We start from the raw sequence: 14,644 nt of genomic DNA, 5'->3' as shown, positions 1-14,644 counted from the left end.
GGACAGTCGCTCGACGACCAGGACACCGACGCCTTCGGCCCACGCGGTGCCGTCCGCGTCGGCGGAGAAGGACTTGCACCGGCCGTCCGCCGCGAGCCCGCGCTGGCGGGAGAACTCCACGAAGATGCCCGGGGTCGACATCACGGTCACGCCGCCCGCCAGAGCGAGCGAGCACTCGCCGGACCGCAGGGCCTGGACCGCGAGGTGCAGTGCGACGAGGGACGACGAGCAGGCCGTGTCCACGGTCAGGGCCGGGCCCTGAAGGCCGAGGGTGTAGGCGACGCGGCCGGAGGCCACGCTCGACGTCGTTCCCGTGAGCCCGAACCCGGCGGCACCCGCACCCGCCTCGCCGAGCCGCGGACCGTACTCCTGGGCCATGACACCGGCGAACACCCCCGCCTGGGTCCCGCGCAACGAGTCCGGGGCGATACCGGCCCGCTCCAGGGCCTCCCAGCACACTTCGAGGAACGCGCGCTGCTGCGGGTCCATCGCCAGCGCCTCGCGCGGCGAGATCCCGAACAGTTCGGCGTCGAACTCGGCGGCGCCTTCGAGGAAGCCGCCGTTGCGCACGTAGGTGGTGCCCACGTGCGCGGGGTCGGGGTGGTAGAGGCCGTCGAGGTCCCAGCCCCGGTCGGCAGGGAAGCCGGAGATCACGTCGCGCTGCTGCGCGACGACCTGCCACAGGGCCTCGGGCGAGTCCACCCCGCCGGGGAAACGGCAGCCGATGCCGACGATCACGACGGGATCGTCCTGATCGGTACGGGCCTCCGGCGCGGCCGCCTCGGTCCGCGCGTCGGCGAGCTGCGCGGCCAGCGCGGCCGGGCTGGGGTGGTCGTACACCACCGTGGTGGGAAGCTTGCGCCCGGTGGCGGTGACGAGCCGGTTGCGCAGCTCGACGACCATCGCCGAGTCGATGCCCAACTCCTTGAACGTACGCCGTGGTTCGATCTCCGATGCGGATTCGTAGCCCAGCACGGCGGCGGTGTGCGCCCGTACGAGTTCCAGGGCGGCCGGGCCCGTCAGGGACCGGCTCGGCTCGGCCTCGTACCCGTCCTCCTCCGTGTCCTCCGGGAGCGCCGCGGCCGACGGCGTCGGCACGGTGGCCGCCGCCGGCAGGGACCGGGCGGTGTCGGACTGCCCGGTGATCCAGTGGCGGCGCCGCTGGAAGGCGTACGTCGGCAGATCGGCGCGGGGGGTAGCCGCGGTGCCGGCGGTTCCGGTAGCTCCGGCGGTTCCGGTGGTACGGGCGGGCAGGACGGCGGACCAGTCCACCGCCGCGCCGTGGCAGAACGCCTCGCCGAAGGCGAGCAGCAGCCGCTGCGCGCCGCCCTCGCCGCGGCGCAGGGTGCCGAGGGCGGCGACCGGCACGTCCGCGGCCTCCGCGGTCTGCTGGACGGCGAGTGCGAGGACGGGGTGCGGGCTCATCTCGATGAACAGCTCGTGGCCCGCGTCGAGCAGCGCCCGTACGGCCGGCTCGAACCGTACGGGTTCCCGCAGGTTGCGGTACCAGTAGTCGACGTCGAGCTCGGAGCCTTCGAGGGCCTCGGCGGTCACGGTGGAGTGCAGCGGCACGGTTCCGGCGCGCGGCGCGATCCCGGCGAGTTCCGCCGGCAGCGTGTCGCGTACGGCGTCGACGTGCGGGCTGTGCGAGGCGTAGGCGACCGGGACCCGCCGGGTGCGGACGTCCTCGCCGTAGTGGGCGGCGAGAGCGTCCAGGTCCGCCCCGTCGCCGGCCACCACGGTCATGCCGGGCGAGTTGACGGCGGCCACGCTCAACCGCGGGTAGGCGGCGAGGTCTTCGCGCACCCGGTCGGCGGGCAGCGACACGGTGAGCATGCCGCCGCCGAGCCCGGCCAGCGCGCCGAGGGCGGTGCTCCGCACGGCGATCAGCCGGGCGGCGTCGTCCAGGGTGAGGGCGCCGCTGACGGTGGCGGCGGCGATCTCGCCCTGGGAGTGACCCACGACCGCGGCCGGTTCGACGCCCGCCGCCCGCCACAGGGCGGCCAGACCGACCATCACGGCCCACAGGGCGGGCTGCACGACGTCGTCGCGATCGAGGGCGGGCGCGCCGGGGCGTCCGCGCAGCACGTCGGTCAGCGACCAGTCGCGATACGGGCGCAGGGCGCGCTCGCAGTCCTCGACGACCCGGGCGAAGACGGGGGCGCTGTCGAGGAGTTCCGCCGCCATGCCGGCCCACTGAGAGCCCTGGCCGGGGAAGACGAACACCGCCTCGCGGACGGCCCCGGGGTTGCTGCCCTGCACCGCGGCCGGGGTGACCCGGGCGTCGGCGACCGCGTCGAGGGCGGTCAGGAGCTCGTTCCGGTCGGCGCCGACAAGCACGGCGCGGTGGGTGAAGGCGGTGCGGTGGTGGGCGAGGGTCCGGGCGATCTCGGCGGCACCGAGCTCCGGGTGTGCGGCGAGGTGGTCGCGCAGTCGGGCCGCCTGGGCGCGCAGCGCCTTGTCACCGCGTCCCGACAGCACCCAGGCGAGCGACTCGGCGTCGGCGTCGGCGTCTGTACGGGACGTGGGCCGTTCTGGCTTGTCATCGACGGTCGAGGCGGCGGCATCCGGCCATTCGCTGAGCACCAGATGGCAGTTGGTTCCGCCCATTCCGACCGATGTCACACCGGCGACGAGCGGTCCGTCCGGATTCGGCCACGGGCCGTTCGCGGTGACGGCGGCGACCCGTAGATCGGCGAAAGGTATCTGCGGATTCGGGGATTGGTAGTTCAGGGTCGGGACGAGTTCCCGCTCTTTGATGCAGAGAATGGTCTTGACCAGACCCGCGATGCCCGCAGCGCCTTCGAGGTGGCCGATATTCGTCTTGACGGAGCCGAGCCTGAGTGGATTCTCCGGGGTGCGGGACGAGGAGAAGACGGCGCCGATGGCCGATGCCTCTATGGGGTCGCCGACCCGGGTGCCCGATCCGTGTATTTCTACGTACTGTGCTTGTTCCAGCGGTATTCGCGCGTTTTCCCAGGCGTCACGTATGACATGTTCCTGGGCCTTTCCGCGCGGTGTGGGAAGGGTGTCGCTGGCGCCGTCGCTGCCGATGGCGCCACCCCTCAGCAGACACAGAACGCGGTCCCCGTCGGCGATGGCCCGGCTGAGGAGTTTCAGCGTCACCACACCGCCGCCCTCACCCCGGACGTAGCCGTTCGCGCGCGCGTCGAGTGCGTAACATCGTCCGTCGGGCGAGAGGCTGCCGAAGGCCGCGAGGGCGTGGGTGCTCTCCGGGGCGAGGTTGAGGTTGACGCCACCGGCCAGGGCGACGGTGGACTCGCCGCGGCGCAGGCTCTCGCAGGCCAGATGCACCGCGACCAGCGACGATGACTGTGCGGTGTCGACCACCATGCTCGGGCCGCGCAGACCGAGGACGTACGACACGCGGTTGGCGATGATGCCGCGGTTCAGTCCGGTCACCGTGTGCGCGGAGGTGGCGCCGGGGCCGGCCGCGTGGGTGAGGGCCGCGTAGTCGTCGGCGATCGCGCCGACGAAGACGCCGGTGGCGGAGTCCGCGAGCGTGGCCGGGACGATGCCGGCGTCCTCCAGCGACTCCCAGGCGAGTTCGAGCACGAGGCGCTGCTGCGGGTCCATCGCGGCGGCTTCGCGCGGGGATATGCCGAAGAACTCGGCGTCGAAGGTGTCCACACGGGGCAGGAATCCGCCGGGGCGCGGCGATCCGTCGCTCAGAGCGGCGAGATGGGCGCGTTCGGCGGGCGGCTCCGCTATGGCGTCGCGGCCGTTCCTGAGGAGCTGCCAGAATTCGGCGGGGTTCGACCCGCCGGGGAATCGGCAGGAAAGTCCGACGACGGCGACAGTCCGGTCGTCGATGTGATCGGGCGCCTGCTGTGGCTGCCCTGCCGCCTCAATTTGGGCATGGCGGATCATGGTTTGCTTGCTCCCCCCGTGAAGCACACAATCAACGGCGTTGCCGACTCGGCGGCCCAGCCAGATTCGTTTGGGACCCTAGCACCGAGTCGGCGCTCCGTAAACCAATGGCCACGGCATGTAGTTGGAATGTAAATCAATATGCCGGGGTCGGGGGGATTGGCGTCCCCCGGCAAACGTTTCGTTAACTACGACGAAACGGGACGGGCCGTGGTAAGGGTCACCGAGAGGCGGCCGGTGTCTTGATTTCGGCGGTCACGTCCGCCGGGGCGTGCCCTGCCGGATGCGCCTTGGTGAGCGTGCAGACGCCGTCCACGCACTGGCGCTCCAGCCGGCCGCGCGAGATGGTCTGCGCCAGGCCGACCATCCAGCACGTGGGGCAGCCGCGGAAAGCGACCAGGGCCAACGGGGCCGCCAGGAGGGTGGCCGGGCCGGCGACGGGCACCATCGCGATCGAGCCGATGATCAGCCCGAAGCCGATGGCGCCGCGCGCCAGATGGCGCGGGACGGACTTGCTGGCGAAGTTCATCGCGGGCGCCGCCGACTGCACGGTCGTCCGGTCCTGCTCGCCCTGAGGGGGCTTCAAGGTATTCACGGTCGTGGGTCTCCTCCGACTGGTCGGTCGATGGCTCGATCGGGTGCCTGATCCGCGGCTCGATCAGGCGCATGGTGAGTCACGCGATCCGTCATGTGGTCCGTCGCATGCTCGGTCGCGGCCAGGGACTGTCGCAGTGCCGCACGTGCCCTGTGCAGCCGCGACTTCATCGCGGCGTTGCTCAGGCCCAGCGAATGGGCGACGGTCCTGCCGGGCAGGCCCTGGACGTCCCGCATGATCAGGACCTGCCGCTGCTCGCGGGGGAGCGCGCTGACCGCGGCCGCGATGCGCTCCAGCTCCAGCCGGTGCAACACCGCTTCCTCGGCGGACGGTTCGGCGGACGCCTCAGGATCGACCGGCGCCTCGTCACTCCGCGAGACGAGCAGCCGTACCTGCCGGAGGCACTCGTTGCGCACGATCCGGAACATCCAGGAGGCGAGCGCGCCGGTGGCCCGGAGGGTGCCGATCTTCCGGTAGAGGATGATCAGCGCCTCCTGCGCCGCGTCCTCCGCGTCCTGCGGCGAGGCGCACAGGGATATGGCGAACTTGCGCACATGAGGCTGCGATTCCATGACGACGGTCGTGAGTGAGGTGACGTCGCCGTCCTGAGCTGCCTTGATGAGCCGCTCGTCCGGCCAGGAGAAACGTGGGTTCATGTGCTACTCATACCTGTAGGGCGCCCCGCGCGCAGGCGCTGGTCAGCTTCGGCTCTTGTAGCGCCGCATGAGGTGCCAGCTGCACGCGCCCACGAGCAGGACCCCGATCACGATGATGGCGACCGTCATTGGTGTTTCCTCCTGGTTCCGCCGGCCCGTTCGGCCGGTACACACATAAGAGGAGACGGGGTCCCGAAAGGATTCGGCTCCGGCAGAAGTTTTCTTCGAACTCCTCCTGGCGCCGTCCTGACCCGCGCGAACGGGCCGCCCCGGTCGGCGTGAACGGGCCGCTCCGGTCCGCGTGAACGGGCCGCCTCAGGTGAGGGCGAGGAGGCTGACGGCGACGGCGGCGGTGCCCAGGCCGACGAGCTGACCCCGGTGGACGCGTTCGGCGAGGACGGCGCGGGCGAGCAGCACGGTGCCGGCCGGGTACAGGGCGGTGATCACGGCGACGACGGCCAGGTCGCCGCTGCGGGCGGCGAGCAGGAACAGCAGGTTGGCCACCGAGTCCAGGACACCCGCGGCGGCCGACATGGCGTACGCGGGCTTCTCGGAACCCAGCCTGCGGTACATCATCCCCGCGACGGCCAGGGTGACGGCGGAGGAGACGGCCCGGCCGATGATCAGCGGGGCGACGCCGCTGTCGGACGGCGCCTGGTGCAGGAAGATCAGCTGCAGGGCGATGGCGGCGCCAGCGCCGAGCGCCAGGAGCAGCGCCGTACGCGAGGGGCGGACCGATCCGGTGCCGTGGCCGGCGCTGACCAGGACGACCGCCGCCAGGGCGAGCGGCAGTCCGATCAGCCCCGCGGTGCCCAGGTGTTCGCCCTGGAGCAGGCCCACGCCGACCGGCAGCATGGCGGACACGAGGGCGGTGACGGGCGAGAGCACGTTCATGGGGCCGATCGCCAGCGTGCGGTAGAGCAGGGCGAACGCGGCGGCGGACGCGACGCCGGACAAGGCGCCCCAGGCGAGCGCGCCGGTACTGAACGAGGCGCCGAGGAACGGCCACAGCAGCAGCTCGACCGCGAGCGAGGCCGGAGCCGCGATCATCACGGTGCGCAGCACGTGCGCCTTGCGGGCGCCGAGGCCGCCGAGGAAGTCGGCGCAGCCGTAGGCGAGGGAGCTGCCCAGGGCGAGGAGCAGAGCGATCACGGTGCGTACATCCCTTAGTATGTCAACGGAACGACTGAACCGTACATTGAACCGACCGCAATGTGTCAACCGAACGACCGCGCGGTGCATTGGAATGGTCCGCTCCTCGGGCCACTCAGGAGGGCGATCGGATGGCCGACCCAGAGGAAGCGCTGCGCACGCTCGCGCACAACGTCAGGACGGCCCGGCACCGCGCCGGACTGTCCCTCGACGAACTCGGCCGGCGCGCCAAGGTGAGCAAAGGCGCGCTGGTCGGCCTGGAGAAGGCGCAGGGCAACCCGAACTTCGCCACCCTCGTCCGTCTCGCCGACACCCTCGGCGTCTCCGTCTCCTCCCTCATGGAAGGCCCGTCCGAAGGCCGCGTCCGCGTCGTGGCCGCCGATGCCGTGATGCCCCTGTGGACCGGAGCGGAGGGCAGCGAGGCCCGGCTCATGCTGACGACCACGGGCCCGGCACCGGTCGAGATCTGGCGCTGGACGCTCGAACCCGACGACGAGTACCCCAGCCACCCCCACCAGTCCGGCGTCGTCGAGACCGTCAACGTCACCGCGGGCCGGATGACCCTCGTCGTCGACGGCGTCGAGCACACGGTCTCGGCGGGCCAGACCGCCACCTTCGACGGCGACGCCCCCCACACCTACCGCGGCGCCGGCGACGCGACCTGCCACCTGATCATGACGGTCCACCTCCCGCCCGGCCCCACGTCCGCCCCCTGACCCGCCGCGCCGACTGCGCCGGGGAAAGAGGCCGGCCGGCCGGTCAGGCTCTCCCGCGTCCGCTCCGTGGCGGCTGCCATCGTGCCGGTGATCCGAGCCGTGCCCTGAGCGCGGTGACGGCCGCGTCGAGCCCGCCGGGCAGTTCGTACGGTTCGGGCAGTACGGGTACGAGGGTGAGCGCGGCGCTGACGCACTCGGGCTCGGCGTTCAGGTCGTCCCGTACGGCGGCGAAGGCGTCGAGGGCGTCCAGCGGAGTCAGGGAGTGGTGCCAGGCCCGGCGGGCCGGTCCCACGGCATAACGCGCGGTGAGGGTTTCGAGGGGTGACAGCGGTACGCCCGCCCGGCGCGCGAGGGGTGCGAGCCCGGAGGCGACCAGGTCGCAGATCTCGCCCGGCTCCGCCGTGTTGCGGTGATGATCGTCGCGGACCTGGTAGATCACCGCGTACACGAGCGCGCGCTCCCGGTCGGTCGCGGGGGCAGGCAACGGCGTCTCGTCCCAGTACTCCTCGACGGCCCGCGGACTGATCCGGGGGCGGCCACGGCCGTCGGGGGCCCGCGTCGTGGCCAGGCGTACGGCGCCGAGCGCGACGGCGTTCTCGCCCAGCGCCTGCGGACCCGGATCGGTCACCGCGTGCGGATCCGGATCGGTCACCGTTGTCAGCCCCCGGTGCGACGGGCCCGCCGACCGGGCCGAACGGACCGAACATACGCGACGCCACCCACCCCCGGAACCGGGCGGACCGGCCGCGTCCGCCGCGCCGGGCGTGGGACCCGTACACCTGGGCAGGCGTACCCGGGCAAGCCCGTACGGAGGTCAGTCGGCGGAGCACGGTGTGCCGGGACCCGGTGGCGGGGGACGGGGTGACACGCTCGGTCCGAGCGGGACACCGTGAACGAAACGAGGAGGCAGGTGACGCAGCGCAGCAGGCGGAACGGCCGGTACGCCGAACTCATGACGCGACTGCGGCGCGATCCGTTCGTCGTACAGACGGTACGGTCCACCGCGGCGGCGACCCTCTCGTTCGTCGTCGCCCTCTGGCTCAGCCCCGAGGCGGCGCCGCTGACCGCGCCGCTCACCGCACTCCTCGTCGTCCAGGTCACCCTCTACTCGACCCTCACCACGAGTCTCCGCCGGGTCAACTCCGTCGTCGTCGGCGTGCTCATCGCCATCGCGTTCAGCGTCCTCGTCGGACTCTCCTGGTGGAGCCTCGCCCTGATCATCCTGGCGTCCCTGCTCGTGGGACGGCTGGTGAAGGTGGAGGAGTTCATCCCGGAGGTCGCCATCAGCGCCATGCTGGTGCTCGGCGTCACCCAGGTCGGCTACACCGCGTGGGCCCGCGTCCTGGAGACCCTGATCGGCGCCGTCGTCGGGCTCCTCTTCAACCTGCTGCTCGCCGCGCCCGTCTGGGTCGACACGGCGGGGGAGTCGATCGAGGACCTCGCCCGGCGGATGCGCAGACTGCTGCTCGACGTGGCGGAGGAGTTCGCCGGGGCACCGCCCGTCGAACGGGCGGCGGCACGGCTGCACGAGGCCCGGAGGCTCGACAACGACGTTGCGGACGTGGACGGCGCGCTGCGCACCGCCGAGGACAGCCTGCGGTTCAACCCGCGCGTCAAGGAAGGCCTGCTGCACCGCATCGTGCTGCGTACGGGACTCGACACCCTGGAGATCTGCGCTGTCGTGCTGCGGGTCCTCACCCGCACCCTCACCGACCTGGCCAAGGCGCGGGCCGGCGAGGAACTGCTGCCCCGCCCGACCGCCCTCGCCCTGCAGGAGACGGCGCAGCACACCGCCGACGCCTTCGTCAGCTTCGCCGTGCTCGTCACGGCACCCGGCAGCGAGGCGGCCGAGGCCGCCGAGACCCGGCTCGCGGGCGAACTGCGGGCGGCCCGCGCCCGCCGCGACGGCACCGCCGACCTGCTGCTCGCCCTCGCCCTGCGGGAGCCCGAACGCTGGCAGCTCTACGGAGCCCTGCTCGCCGAGATCGACCGCATCCTCGACGAACTCGACCCCGAACACCGGGGCCGACGCCTCATGGAGGAGCTGGACCGCCACACCCGCGAACGGCGGCGCCTGCTGAAGGGCCGGAACGGGCGCGCCCGTACGGACGCGTGAGCGCGAGCGCCCACCGGCCGAAGCACCGCGGTGGGCGGGGAGGCGCGCGGACCGCCCGGGACGTCAGGTCAGTCCCACTGCTCGTCCGCGAGCGAGGTGACCGGCTGCGGCTTGCCGATGACGGCCACCGCGATGAAGAAGTTGATCTGGCCGATCGCGATGGTGAGGGTGGCCAGCGCCTTGTCGTCGTAGTGCTTCGCCACCTCGGCGTACAGCTCGTCGGAGACGCGCTCGCGGCCGTGCGGGGCGGGCTGGAGGGTGGCCTCCACCAAGGCGAGGGCGGCGCGCTCGGCGTCGGTGAAGTAGGGGGCGTCCTGCCAGGAGGAGACGGCGGTGATGCGCTCCTCGGACTCCCCGGCCTTGCGCAGGAAGGAGGTGTTCAGGATGGTCAGATAGGTGTTGTGCACGATCTGCCCGGCCCGCAGGTGCACCAGGTTGATGGTGGTGCGCGGCACCGACTGGTTGCCGGTGGCCCGGAAGAGGGCGGCGCTGATGTCGTTCATCTCGGGCACGAACTCGCCCGGGTTGGGCATCCGGGAGATCGAGGGCTTCGTCATGACTGTTCTCCTTCGTAGCGGCCTGGTCGGCGTCTTCACAGCACTGACGGACGGGCGCACGCGAGTGTGACCGGATTCCGGAAGAAGTTTTCTCGCGGGGCTCAGGCCGGGTGTCCGGCGGTGACGTCCACGACGTCGCTGAGGCGGAGGAGCGGCGGCCGTACGGGGCCGGGGCCGCTCGTCGCGACGGGGGCGAGCAGGAAGCCGACGTGGTCGCCGCCTTCGTCGAGTTCCTGTACCCGGCCCACGAACCAAGCGCAGCAGTCGGCGAGGACGGGCACCCCTGCCGGGCCCTGCCACCAGTCCACCCGGCCGAACTTGTCGATGTCGTCGCCGGTCCGTCCGCCGAACAGCTCGGCCGTTCCCTTCTGGTCGCGCCGCAGGGTGTGGACCGCGAGGTGGGAGGCGCCGCGCGCGACGCGGCAGGTGCGGTTCGCGGTGGAGAGCCACACCATGAAGCGGGGCGGGTCGATCGAGCACTGCGAGGCGAAGCCCACCAGACAGCCGGCCCGCCGGCCGTCCGCCGCCGTCGTCACGACGTAGACCGGGTAGTCGAGCACGTCGGTGAAGCCGTCGAGGCCGGTCACGGCCGGACTTCCGCGCCAGTCGTGCTGAGCGGGGTCATCAAAGGCTCCCGTCCTCGGCCGGGCGCCGCTGGGCGCGGCTCCTCGTCGTACACAGGCGAACAGAATCCGGCTACCCGGCCCGGGCCCCGCCATGCGACGACCTTCCCGGAAGCCCGGCTCGCGAACCGGCTGTGATGGACCGAGCATGACTGGGTACTCGCTTCACGGGCCGCGCCCCGCGGCCCGTGAAGCGCTGGGAAAGGAGAAGTCCGTGGACGGGATCGTGCTGCTCAAGGACGACCACAAGACCGTGGAGAAGCTGTTCAAGAAGTTCGAGAAGGCCGGGGACGACGCCCACGACGAGAAGCGGAAGATCGCCGACCAGGTGATCGAGGAGCTCACCACCCATACCTGGATCGAGGAGAAGGTCTTCTACCCCGCCGCGAGGGAGGCGGTCCCGGAGACCCAGGACCATGTGCTGGAGAGCGTCGAGGAGCACCACGTCGTGCTGTGGATGCTGTCGGAGCTCAAGGGACTGGACGCGACCGACGAGCGGTTCGACGCCAAGATGTCGGTGCTGATGGAGAACGTGCGCCATCACGTCGAGGAAGAGGAACAGGAGTGGTTCCCCACCGTGCGCAAGGCCATGGGCCGCAAGCGCCTCACCGAACTCGGCGAGCGCATGGAAGCCGCGAAGAAGGACGCCCCGGACGATCCTCTCGCCGTCCCCAGCGCGGACGAGTAACGCTCGTCCGCCCCCGACCGTCGCCCGACGACCGAGCACCGTGGAGACCGCGATGTCGCCTCAGGAACCCGTAGCCGCCGCCCCCGACCCGGTGAAGGGCCACCCCCGTCCCCCGTTCCCCGAACAGGACCAGGACCCTCCCGGGTCGACCGAGGCGATGAGTCCACGCCCGGACCACGGCGAGGACTCGTACCGCGGTCATGACGTGCTCCTCGACCGGGTGGCCGTGGTCACCGGCGGGGACTCCGGGATCGGCAGGGCCGTCTGCCTGGCCTTCGCGCGGGAGGGGGCGGACATCGTCCTCACGCACTTGCCCGAGGAGGTGGAGGAGGCCGCGGAGACCTCGCGACTCGTCCGCGAGGCAGGACGCGAGGCGCTGGCCGTCGAATGCGACATCCGCGACGAGAGCCGGTGCGAGGCCCTGATCGAGCGTACGGTGAGCGAGCACGGACGCATCGACGTCCTCGTCAACAACGCGGCCTTCCAGATGGCCCAGCCGGACGGGATCGAGGCCATCAGCACGGAGCAGTTCGACCGGGTGATGAAGACGAACCTCTACGGGATGTTCTGGCTCTCGCGCGCGGCGCTGCCCCACATCCCGCGCGGCGGCTCCGTCATCAACACCACGTCCGTCCAGGGGTACCAGCCGAGCCCTCACCTGCTCGACTACGCGATGACGAAGGCGGCGATCATCTCCTTCACCCACAACCTGGCCCAGATGGTCGCCGAGCGAGGCATCCGCGTCAACGCGGTCGCGCCCGGTCCGGTGTGGACACCGCTGATCCCCGCGACGATGCCGGCGGCGAAGGACTTCGGCGGCCAGTCGCCCCTGGGGCGGCCCGCCCAGCCGGCGGAGATGGCCCCCGCGTACGTCTTCCTGGCGTCACCGCAGGCCAGTTACATCACCGGAGAGATCGTCAACGCGACCGGCGGCACCCCTCTGCCGTAGCACCGGCGGCCCCCCTGCTGTAGTGCGGGGGGGCTTCCTAGCCGTCCCTCTTCCGGCGCACCATCTCGGTGATCCAGACCGGTGCGAACGGGGAGGTGCAGCCCCGGGGGGTCGGGTAGTCCTTCAGGACCTCAAGGCGCTCGCCGATGTCGAGGGCACGGCCGCGGTGCTCGGGGTGTTCGATCCCGATCTGCGCCAGGCAGTGGTTCATCGCCCACTGCAGGCGGTCCGGGGCGTCCTTCATCTCCGCCTCGACGACGTCGAGGAGCCCCGCCAGGTCGAGGCCCTCGGGCTTCTTCGCCACGCGGTCGGTGGTCAGCGCCCAGCCGGCACTCGCGACCACGGGATCCGGATCGTCCAGCCATGCCGACCGCAGCTCCTCGGCGTGCGGGCTCTTCTTCACCACGTAGTTCACGAGCCAGTCGTGCACCTTGGGCACGCGCGCCTCGCGCAGCATGGCGTCCAGCTCGTCACGTCCGAACGCCTTGGGGCGGCAGATCAGGAGCGCGAGGAGCCTCGCCGCCGTGTCGTCCGTCTCCCAGAGCCGGCAGGCGAGCTCCTGCTGCGTCTTCAGCCGTTTCGCGAGCGCGCGCAGACTGCCGAGGTTCACCCCGTGGTCGTCGCCGTGCCTCTCGTTCACCGCGCGCGCCTTCGGGTCCTCCAGCGCGGCCAGCTCGGCCATCACCTCGCCCAGCACCGTCTCGGTCGGCATCGTCCCGGCCACCTCGGCCTCCTGTCCTTCATACGTCGGGATGCAGCCTACGACGGACGTCGGACACTCCCACCGGAGCGGGCGGGCACGCGAGCGGGCGGGGTCAGGCGGGGACGAAGAGGTCCCCGGGCGCGTCGGCGAGGACGAATCCGCTGTCGAACCGGACACGGACGGTCACGCGGAGCCGCTGCTCCTGGTAGGCGATCCAGGCGGGTTCCAGGGAGCCGACCCGCTCCTCGAGCTGCTTCCTGCTGCCCGGGGGCATCTGCGGGCCGAAGTCGTCGAGGAGGGACTTCAGCCGTTCGTACTCGCGGACCTCCTGGCTCTGGTGCCGGTGTGCGTTCATCCGCTCGACCGTGCCCTCGATGCCCGCGGCCAGGGCCAGGTACGCCGCCCCGACTCCCGTCTCCGCCGAGGGCTCGCCCTCCGGTTCGACCTGCCCGGCCAGCCTCAGGTCCGTCGCCAGCTTCACCCGCAGGCCTTCTTTCAGCGTCATCGGTCCTTCGTCTCCGGGTAGGCCGGTCGGCCGGTCGATCGGCCGGTTGGCGGGTCCGCGACCGCACGCATGCGCGACGTGGTCCCTGGGGGGTCATTATCCGCCCCGCCGGACCTCGCGTGTGCGGGGAGCATGGGGTACGACGACCGGAGAGGCTGCGATCACCGGGGAGTCTGCGTAGCGTGAGAGCCAGCCCTCGAGGGAGGACGGACCGCGCTCCACGCCACCGCGCCGCAAGACGCCTTGAGGAGAGCCGCGGAGGCCGTGTGTCGACGTACGAGAATGTTCTGGCCGAACTGCTGGCCCGCTCCCACCTGCCGTCCGGGCGGGAGCTCGCGGGGCTCATCCAGGAAGCGGGCCTGCGCATGGGGTTCACCGGGACGGCGACGTACCTGGCGGACCTCCAGCAGATCCGCCTGGTCTCCCTGCCCCAGCACGGTGCCGCGGACGGGCGGACCCTCGACGTCGACACCTCGCTCGCGGGTCTGGCCTACCGTACGCAGCAGGCGCAGCGGTCGAGGGACGGCCACACCGCCTGGCTGCCGATGATCGACGGAGTCGAGCGCCTCGGCGTCCTCATGGTGACCGCGCCCGCGCTGGACGACGCCCTGGTCGGGCGCGCCGAGGCACTCGCCGCGGTGGCCGCGCTGCTCGTCGTGTCGAAGTCGTCCCACAGCGACCTGCTGGTCGAGGTGGAGCGCGCACGGCCGATGACGGTGCAGGCCGAGCTGCTGTGGGCGTTCCTTCCGCCCCGGACCATCGGCACGGCGGACGTGACCTCCTCGGCGGTGCTCGAACCCGCGTACGACATCGGCGGGGACACCTTCGACCACACCCTGGACGACAGCGGCCTGCACCTGACGGTCATCGACTCCATGGGCCATGACCTCGCCTCGGGCGGAGCCAGTGCCGCCGGGCTCGCCGCCTGCCGCGCGACCCGCCGCTCCGGCGGGTCGCTCTCCGACATCGTCACCTCGATCGACCGGATCCTCGACGAGTGGTTCACCGACCGGCTGATGACCGCCGTCGTCGCTCATCTGGACACCGCCGACGGGCGGCTGACCTGGATCAACTGCGGACACCCGCCGCCCCTCCTGATCCGCCAGGGAAGGGTCCTGCCACAGGTGCTCGCCAGGGAGCCCGACCTGCCGCTCGGCTGGGGGTTCCTCGCCGCCTCACCGCCCACCGAGCACTCCCAGCGGCTCCAGCCCGGTGACCGGATCCTCATCTACAGCGACGGCGTCACCGAGGCCCGCTCGCCCGAGGGGGACCTGTACGGCGAGGAGCGGCTCGCCGACACCGTCATCCGCGCCACCGCGGCGGGCGCCCCCGCGCCCGAAGCCCTACGGCGCCTGATCCAGGGCCTGCGGCAGCACCAGGACCACAAGCTGCGTGACGATGCCACGATCCTGCTCACCGAGTGGCATCCGAGCGCCCGCGTCGCGGGGGGATAGGACCGGCCCCGACGCCGGCGAGGTCCGGGCGGGCGGACG

Annotated in this window: 14 protein-coding genes; 5 read left to right on the top strand and 9 right to left on the bottom strand. The window is 71.8% G+C overall.

Annotated features, from left to right (window positions below):
* From IO20_RS0110020 to IO20_RS0110000, 4 genes are all read right to left on the bottom strand, one after another.
* On the bottom strand, positions 1–3,891 hold a 3,891-nt coding region (locus IO20_RS0110020; RefSeq protein WP_157850760.1), incomplete at its 3' end, for a type I polyketide synthase.
* Between the two features lie 220 nt (positions 3,892–4,111).
* Positions 4,112–4,486: a hypothetical protein gene (locus IO20_RS36385; RefSeq protein WP_051874917.1), complete on the bottom strand. Its 375-nt coding sequence runs from the start codon at positions 4,484–4,486 to the stop codon at positions 4,112–4,114.
* The gene (locus IO20_RS36380) at positions 4,483–5,142 is read right to left on the bottom strand and encodes an RNA polymerase sigma factor (protein ID WP_078946240.1); all 660 of its coding nucleotides are present in this window, start codon (positions 5,140–5,142) and stop codon (positions 4,483–4,485) included. Before IO20_RS36380 ends, IO20_RS36385 begins: the two co-directional genes overlap by 4 nt.
* Positions 5,143–5,457: 315 nt before the next feature.
* Positions 5,458–6,294 carry an EamA family transporter gene (locus IO20_RS0110000; RefSeq protein ID WP_030555784.1) on the bottom strand — a complete coding sequence of 279 codons (837 nt, stop codon included), beginning with the start codon at positions 6,292–6,294 and terminating at the stop codon, positions 5,458–5,460.
* 131 nt (positions 6,295–6,425) lie between these two features.
* On the opposite strand from IO20_RS0110000, the gene IO20_RS0109995 reads away from it, so the two are divergent.
* Entirely contained in the window at positions 6,426–7,010 is a 585-nt protein-coding gene (locus tag IO20_RS0109995; RefSeq protein WP_030555785.1) for a helix-turn-helix domain-containing protein, read from the top strand.
* A 43-nt stretch (positions 7,011–7,053) separates the two neighbouring features.
* Here IO20_RS0109995 and IO20_RS0109990 read toward each other — a convergent pair whose 3' ends face one another.
* Entirely contained in the window at positions 7,054–7,662 is a 609-nt protein-coding gene (locus tag IO20_RS0109990) for a hypothetical protein (RefSeq protein WP_051874920.1), read from the bottom strand.
* Positions 7,663–7,962: 300 nt separating this feature from the next.
* Between IO20_RS0109990 and IO20_RS0109985 the strand changes: the two genes are divergently transcribed.
* Positions 7,963–9,126 carry an FUSC family protein gene (locus IO20_RS0109985; RefSeq protein WP_031127072.1) on the top strand — a complete coding sequence of 388 codons (1,164 nt, stop codon included), beginning with the start codon at positions 7,963–7,965 and terminating at the stop codon, positions 9,124–9,126.
* 68 nt (positions 9,127–9,194) lie between these two features.
* Here the strand turns inward: IO20_RS0109985 and IO20_RS0109980 are convergent, their stop codons facing one another.
* Positions 9,195–9,683: a carboxymuconolactone decarboxylase family protein gene (locus IO20_RS0109980; RefSeq protein ID WP_030555789.1), complete on the bottom strand. Its 489-nt coding sequence runs from the start codon at positions 9,681–9,683 to the stop codon at positions 9,195–9,197.
* Between the two features lie 101 nt (positions 9,684–9,784).
* Positions 9,785–10,270 (bottom strand): flavin reductase family protein, encoded by a 486-nt coding sequence (locus tag IO20_RS0109975; protein WP_030555791.1) that lies wholly within the window; start codon positions 10,268–10,270, stop codon positions 9,785–9,787.
* A gap of 250 nt (positions 10,271–10,520) precedes the next feature.
* Here IO20_RS0109975 and IO20_RS0109970 point away from each other — a divergent pair, with 250 nt between their 5' ends.
* The gene (locus tag IO20_RS0109970; RefSeq protein WP_030555793.1) at positions 10,521–10,994 is read left to right on the top strand and encodes a hemerythrin domain-containing protein; all 474 of its coding nucleotides are present in this window, start codon (positions 10,521–10,523) and stop codon (positions 10,992–10,994) included.
* A 52-nt stretch (positions 10,995–11,046) separates the two neighbouring features.
* Positions 11,047–11,943, top strand: coding sequence for a glucose 1-dehydrogenase (locus tag IO20_RS0109965; protein WP_030555795.1), 897 nt, complete (start codon positions 11,047–11,049; stop codon positions 11,941–11,943).
* A gap of 37 nt (positions 11,944–11,980) precedes the next feature.
* On the opposite strand, the gene IO20_RS0109960 is transcribed toward IO20_RS0109965, so the two are convergent.
* A complete protein-coding gene (locus IO20_RS0109960; RefSeq protein WP_211270356.1) occupies positions 11,981–12,655 on the bottom strand; it encodes a DNA alkylation repair protein in 675 nt (224 codons plus the stop codon).
* Positions 12,656–12,758: 103 nt separating this feature from the next.
* A complete protein-coding gene (locus tag IO20_RS0109955; protein WP_030555798.1) occupies positions 12,759–13,151 on the bottom strand; it encodes a hypothetical protein in 393 nt (130 codons plus the stop codon).
* Between the two features lie 266 nt (positions 13,152–13,417).
* Here IO20_RS0109955 and IO20_RS0109950 point away from each other — a divergent pair, with 266 nt between their 5' ends.
* Positions 13,418–14,605: a PP2C family protein-serine/threonine phosphatase gene (locus IO20_RS0109950; protein WP_030555799.1), complete on the top strand. Its 1,188-nt coding sequence runs from the start codon at positions 13,418–13,420 to the stop codon at positions 14,603–14,605.
* The last annotated feature ends 39 nt before the right edge of the window (positions 14,606–14,644 follow it).

The sequence above is a fragment of the Streptomyces exfoliatus genome, from assembly GCF_000725545.1.
Lineage (GTDB): Bacteria > Actinomycetota > Actinomycetes > Streptomycetales > Streptomycetaceae > Streptomyces > Streptomyces exfoliatus.
The sequence above is the reverse complement of the archived record's forward strand: the minus strand, read 5'-3'. Positions and strand labels throughout refer to the sequence as shown.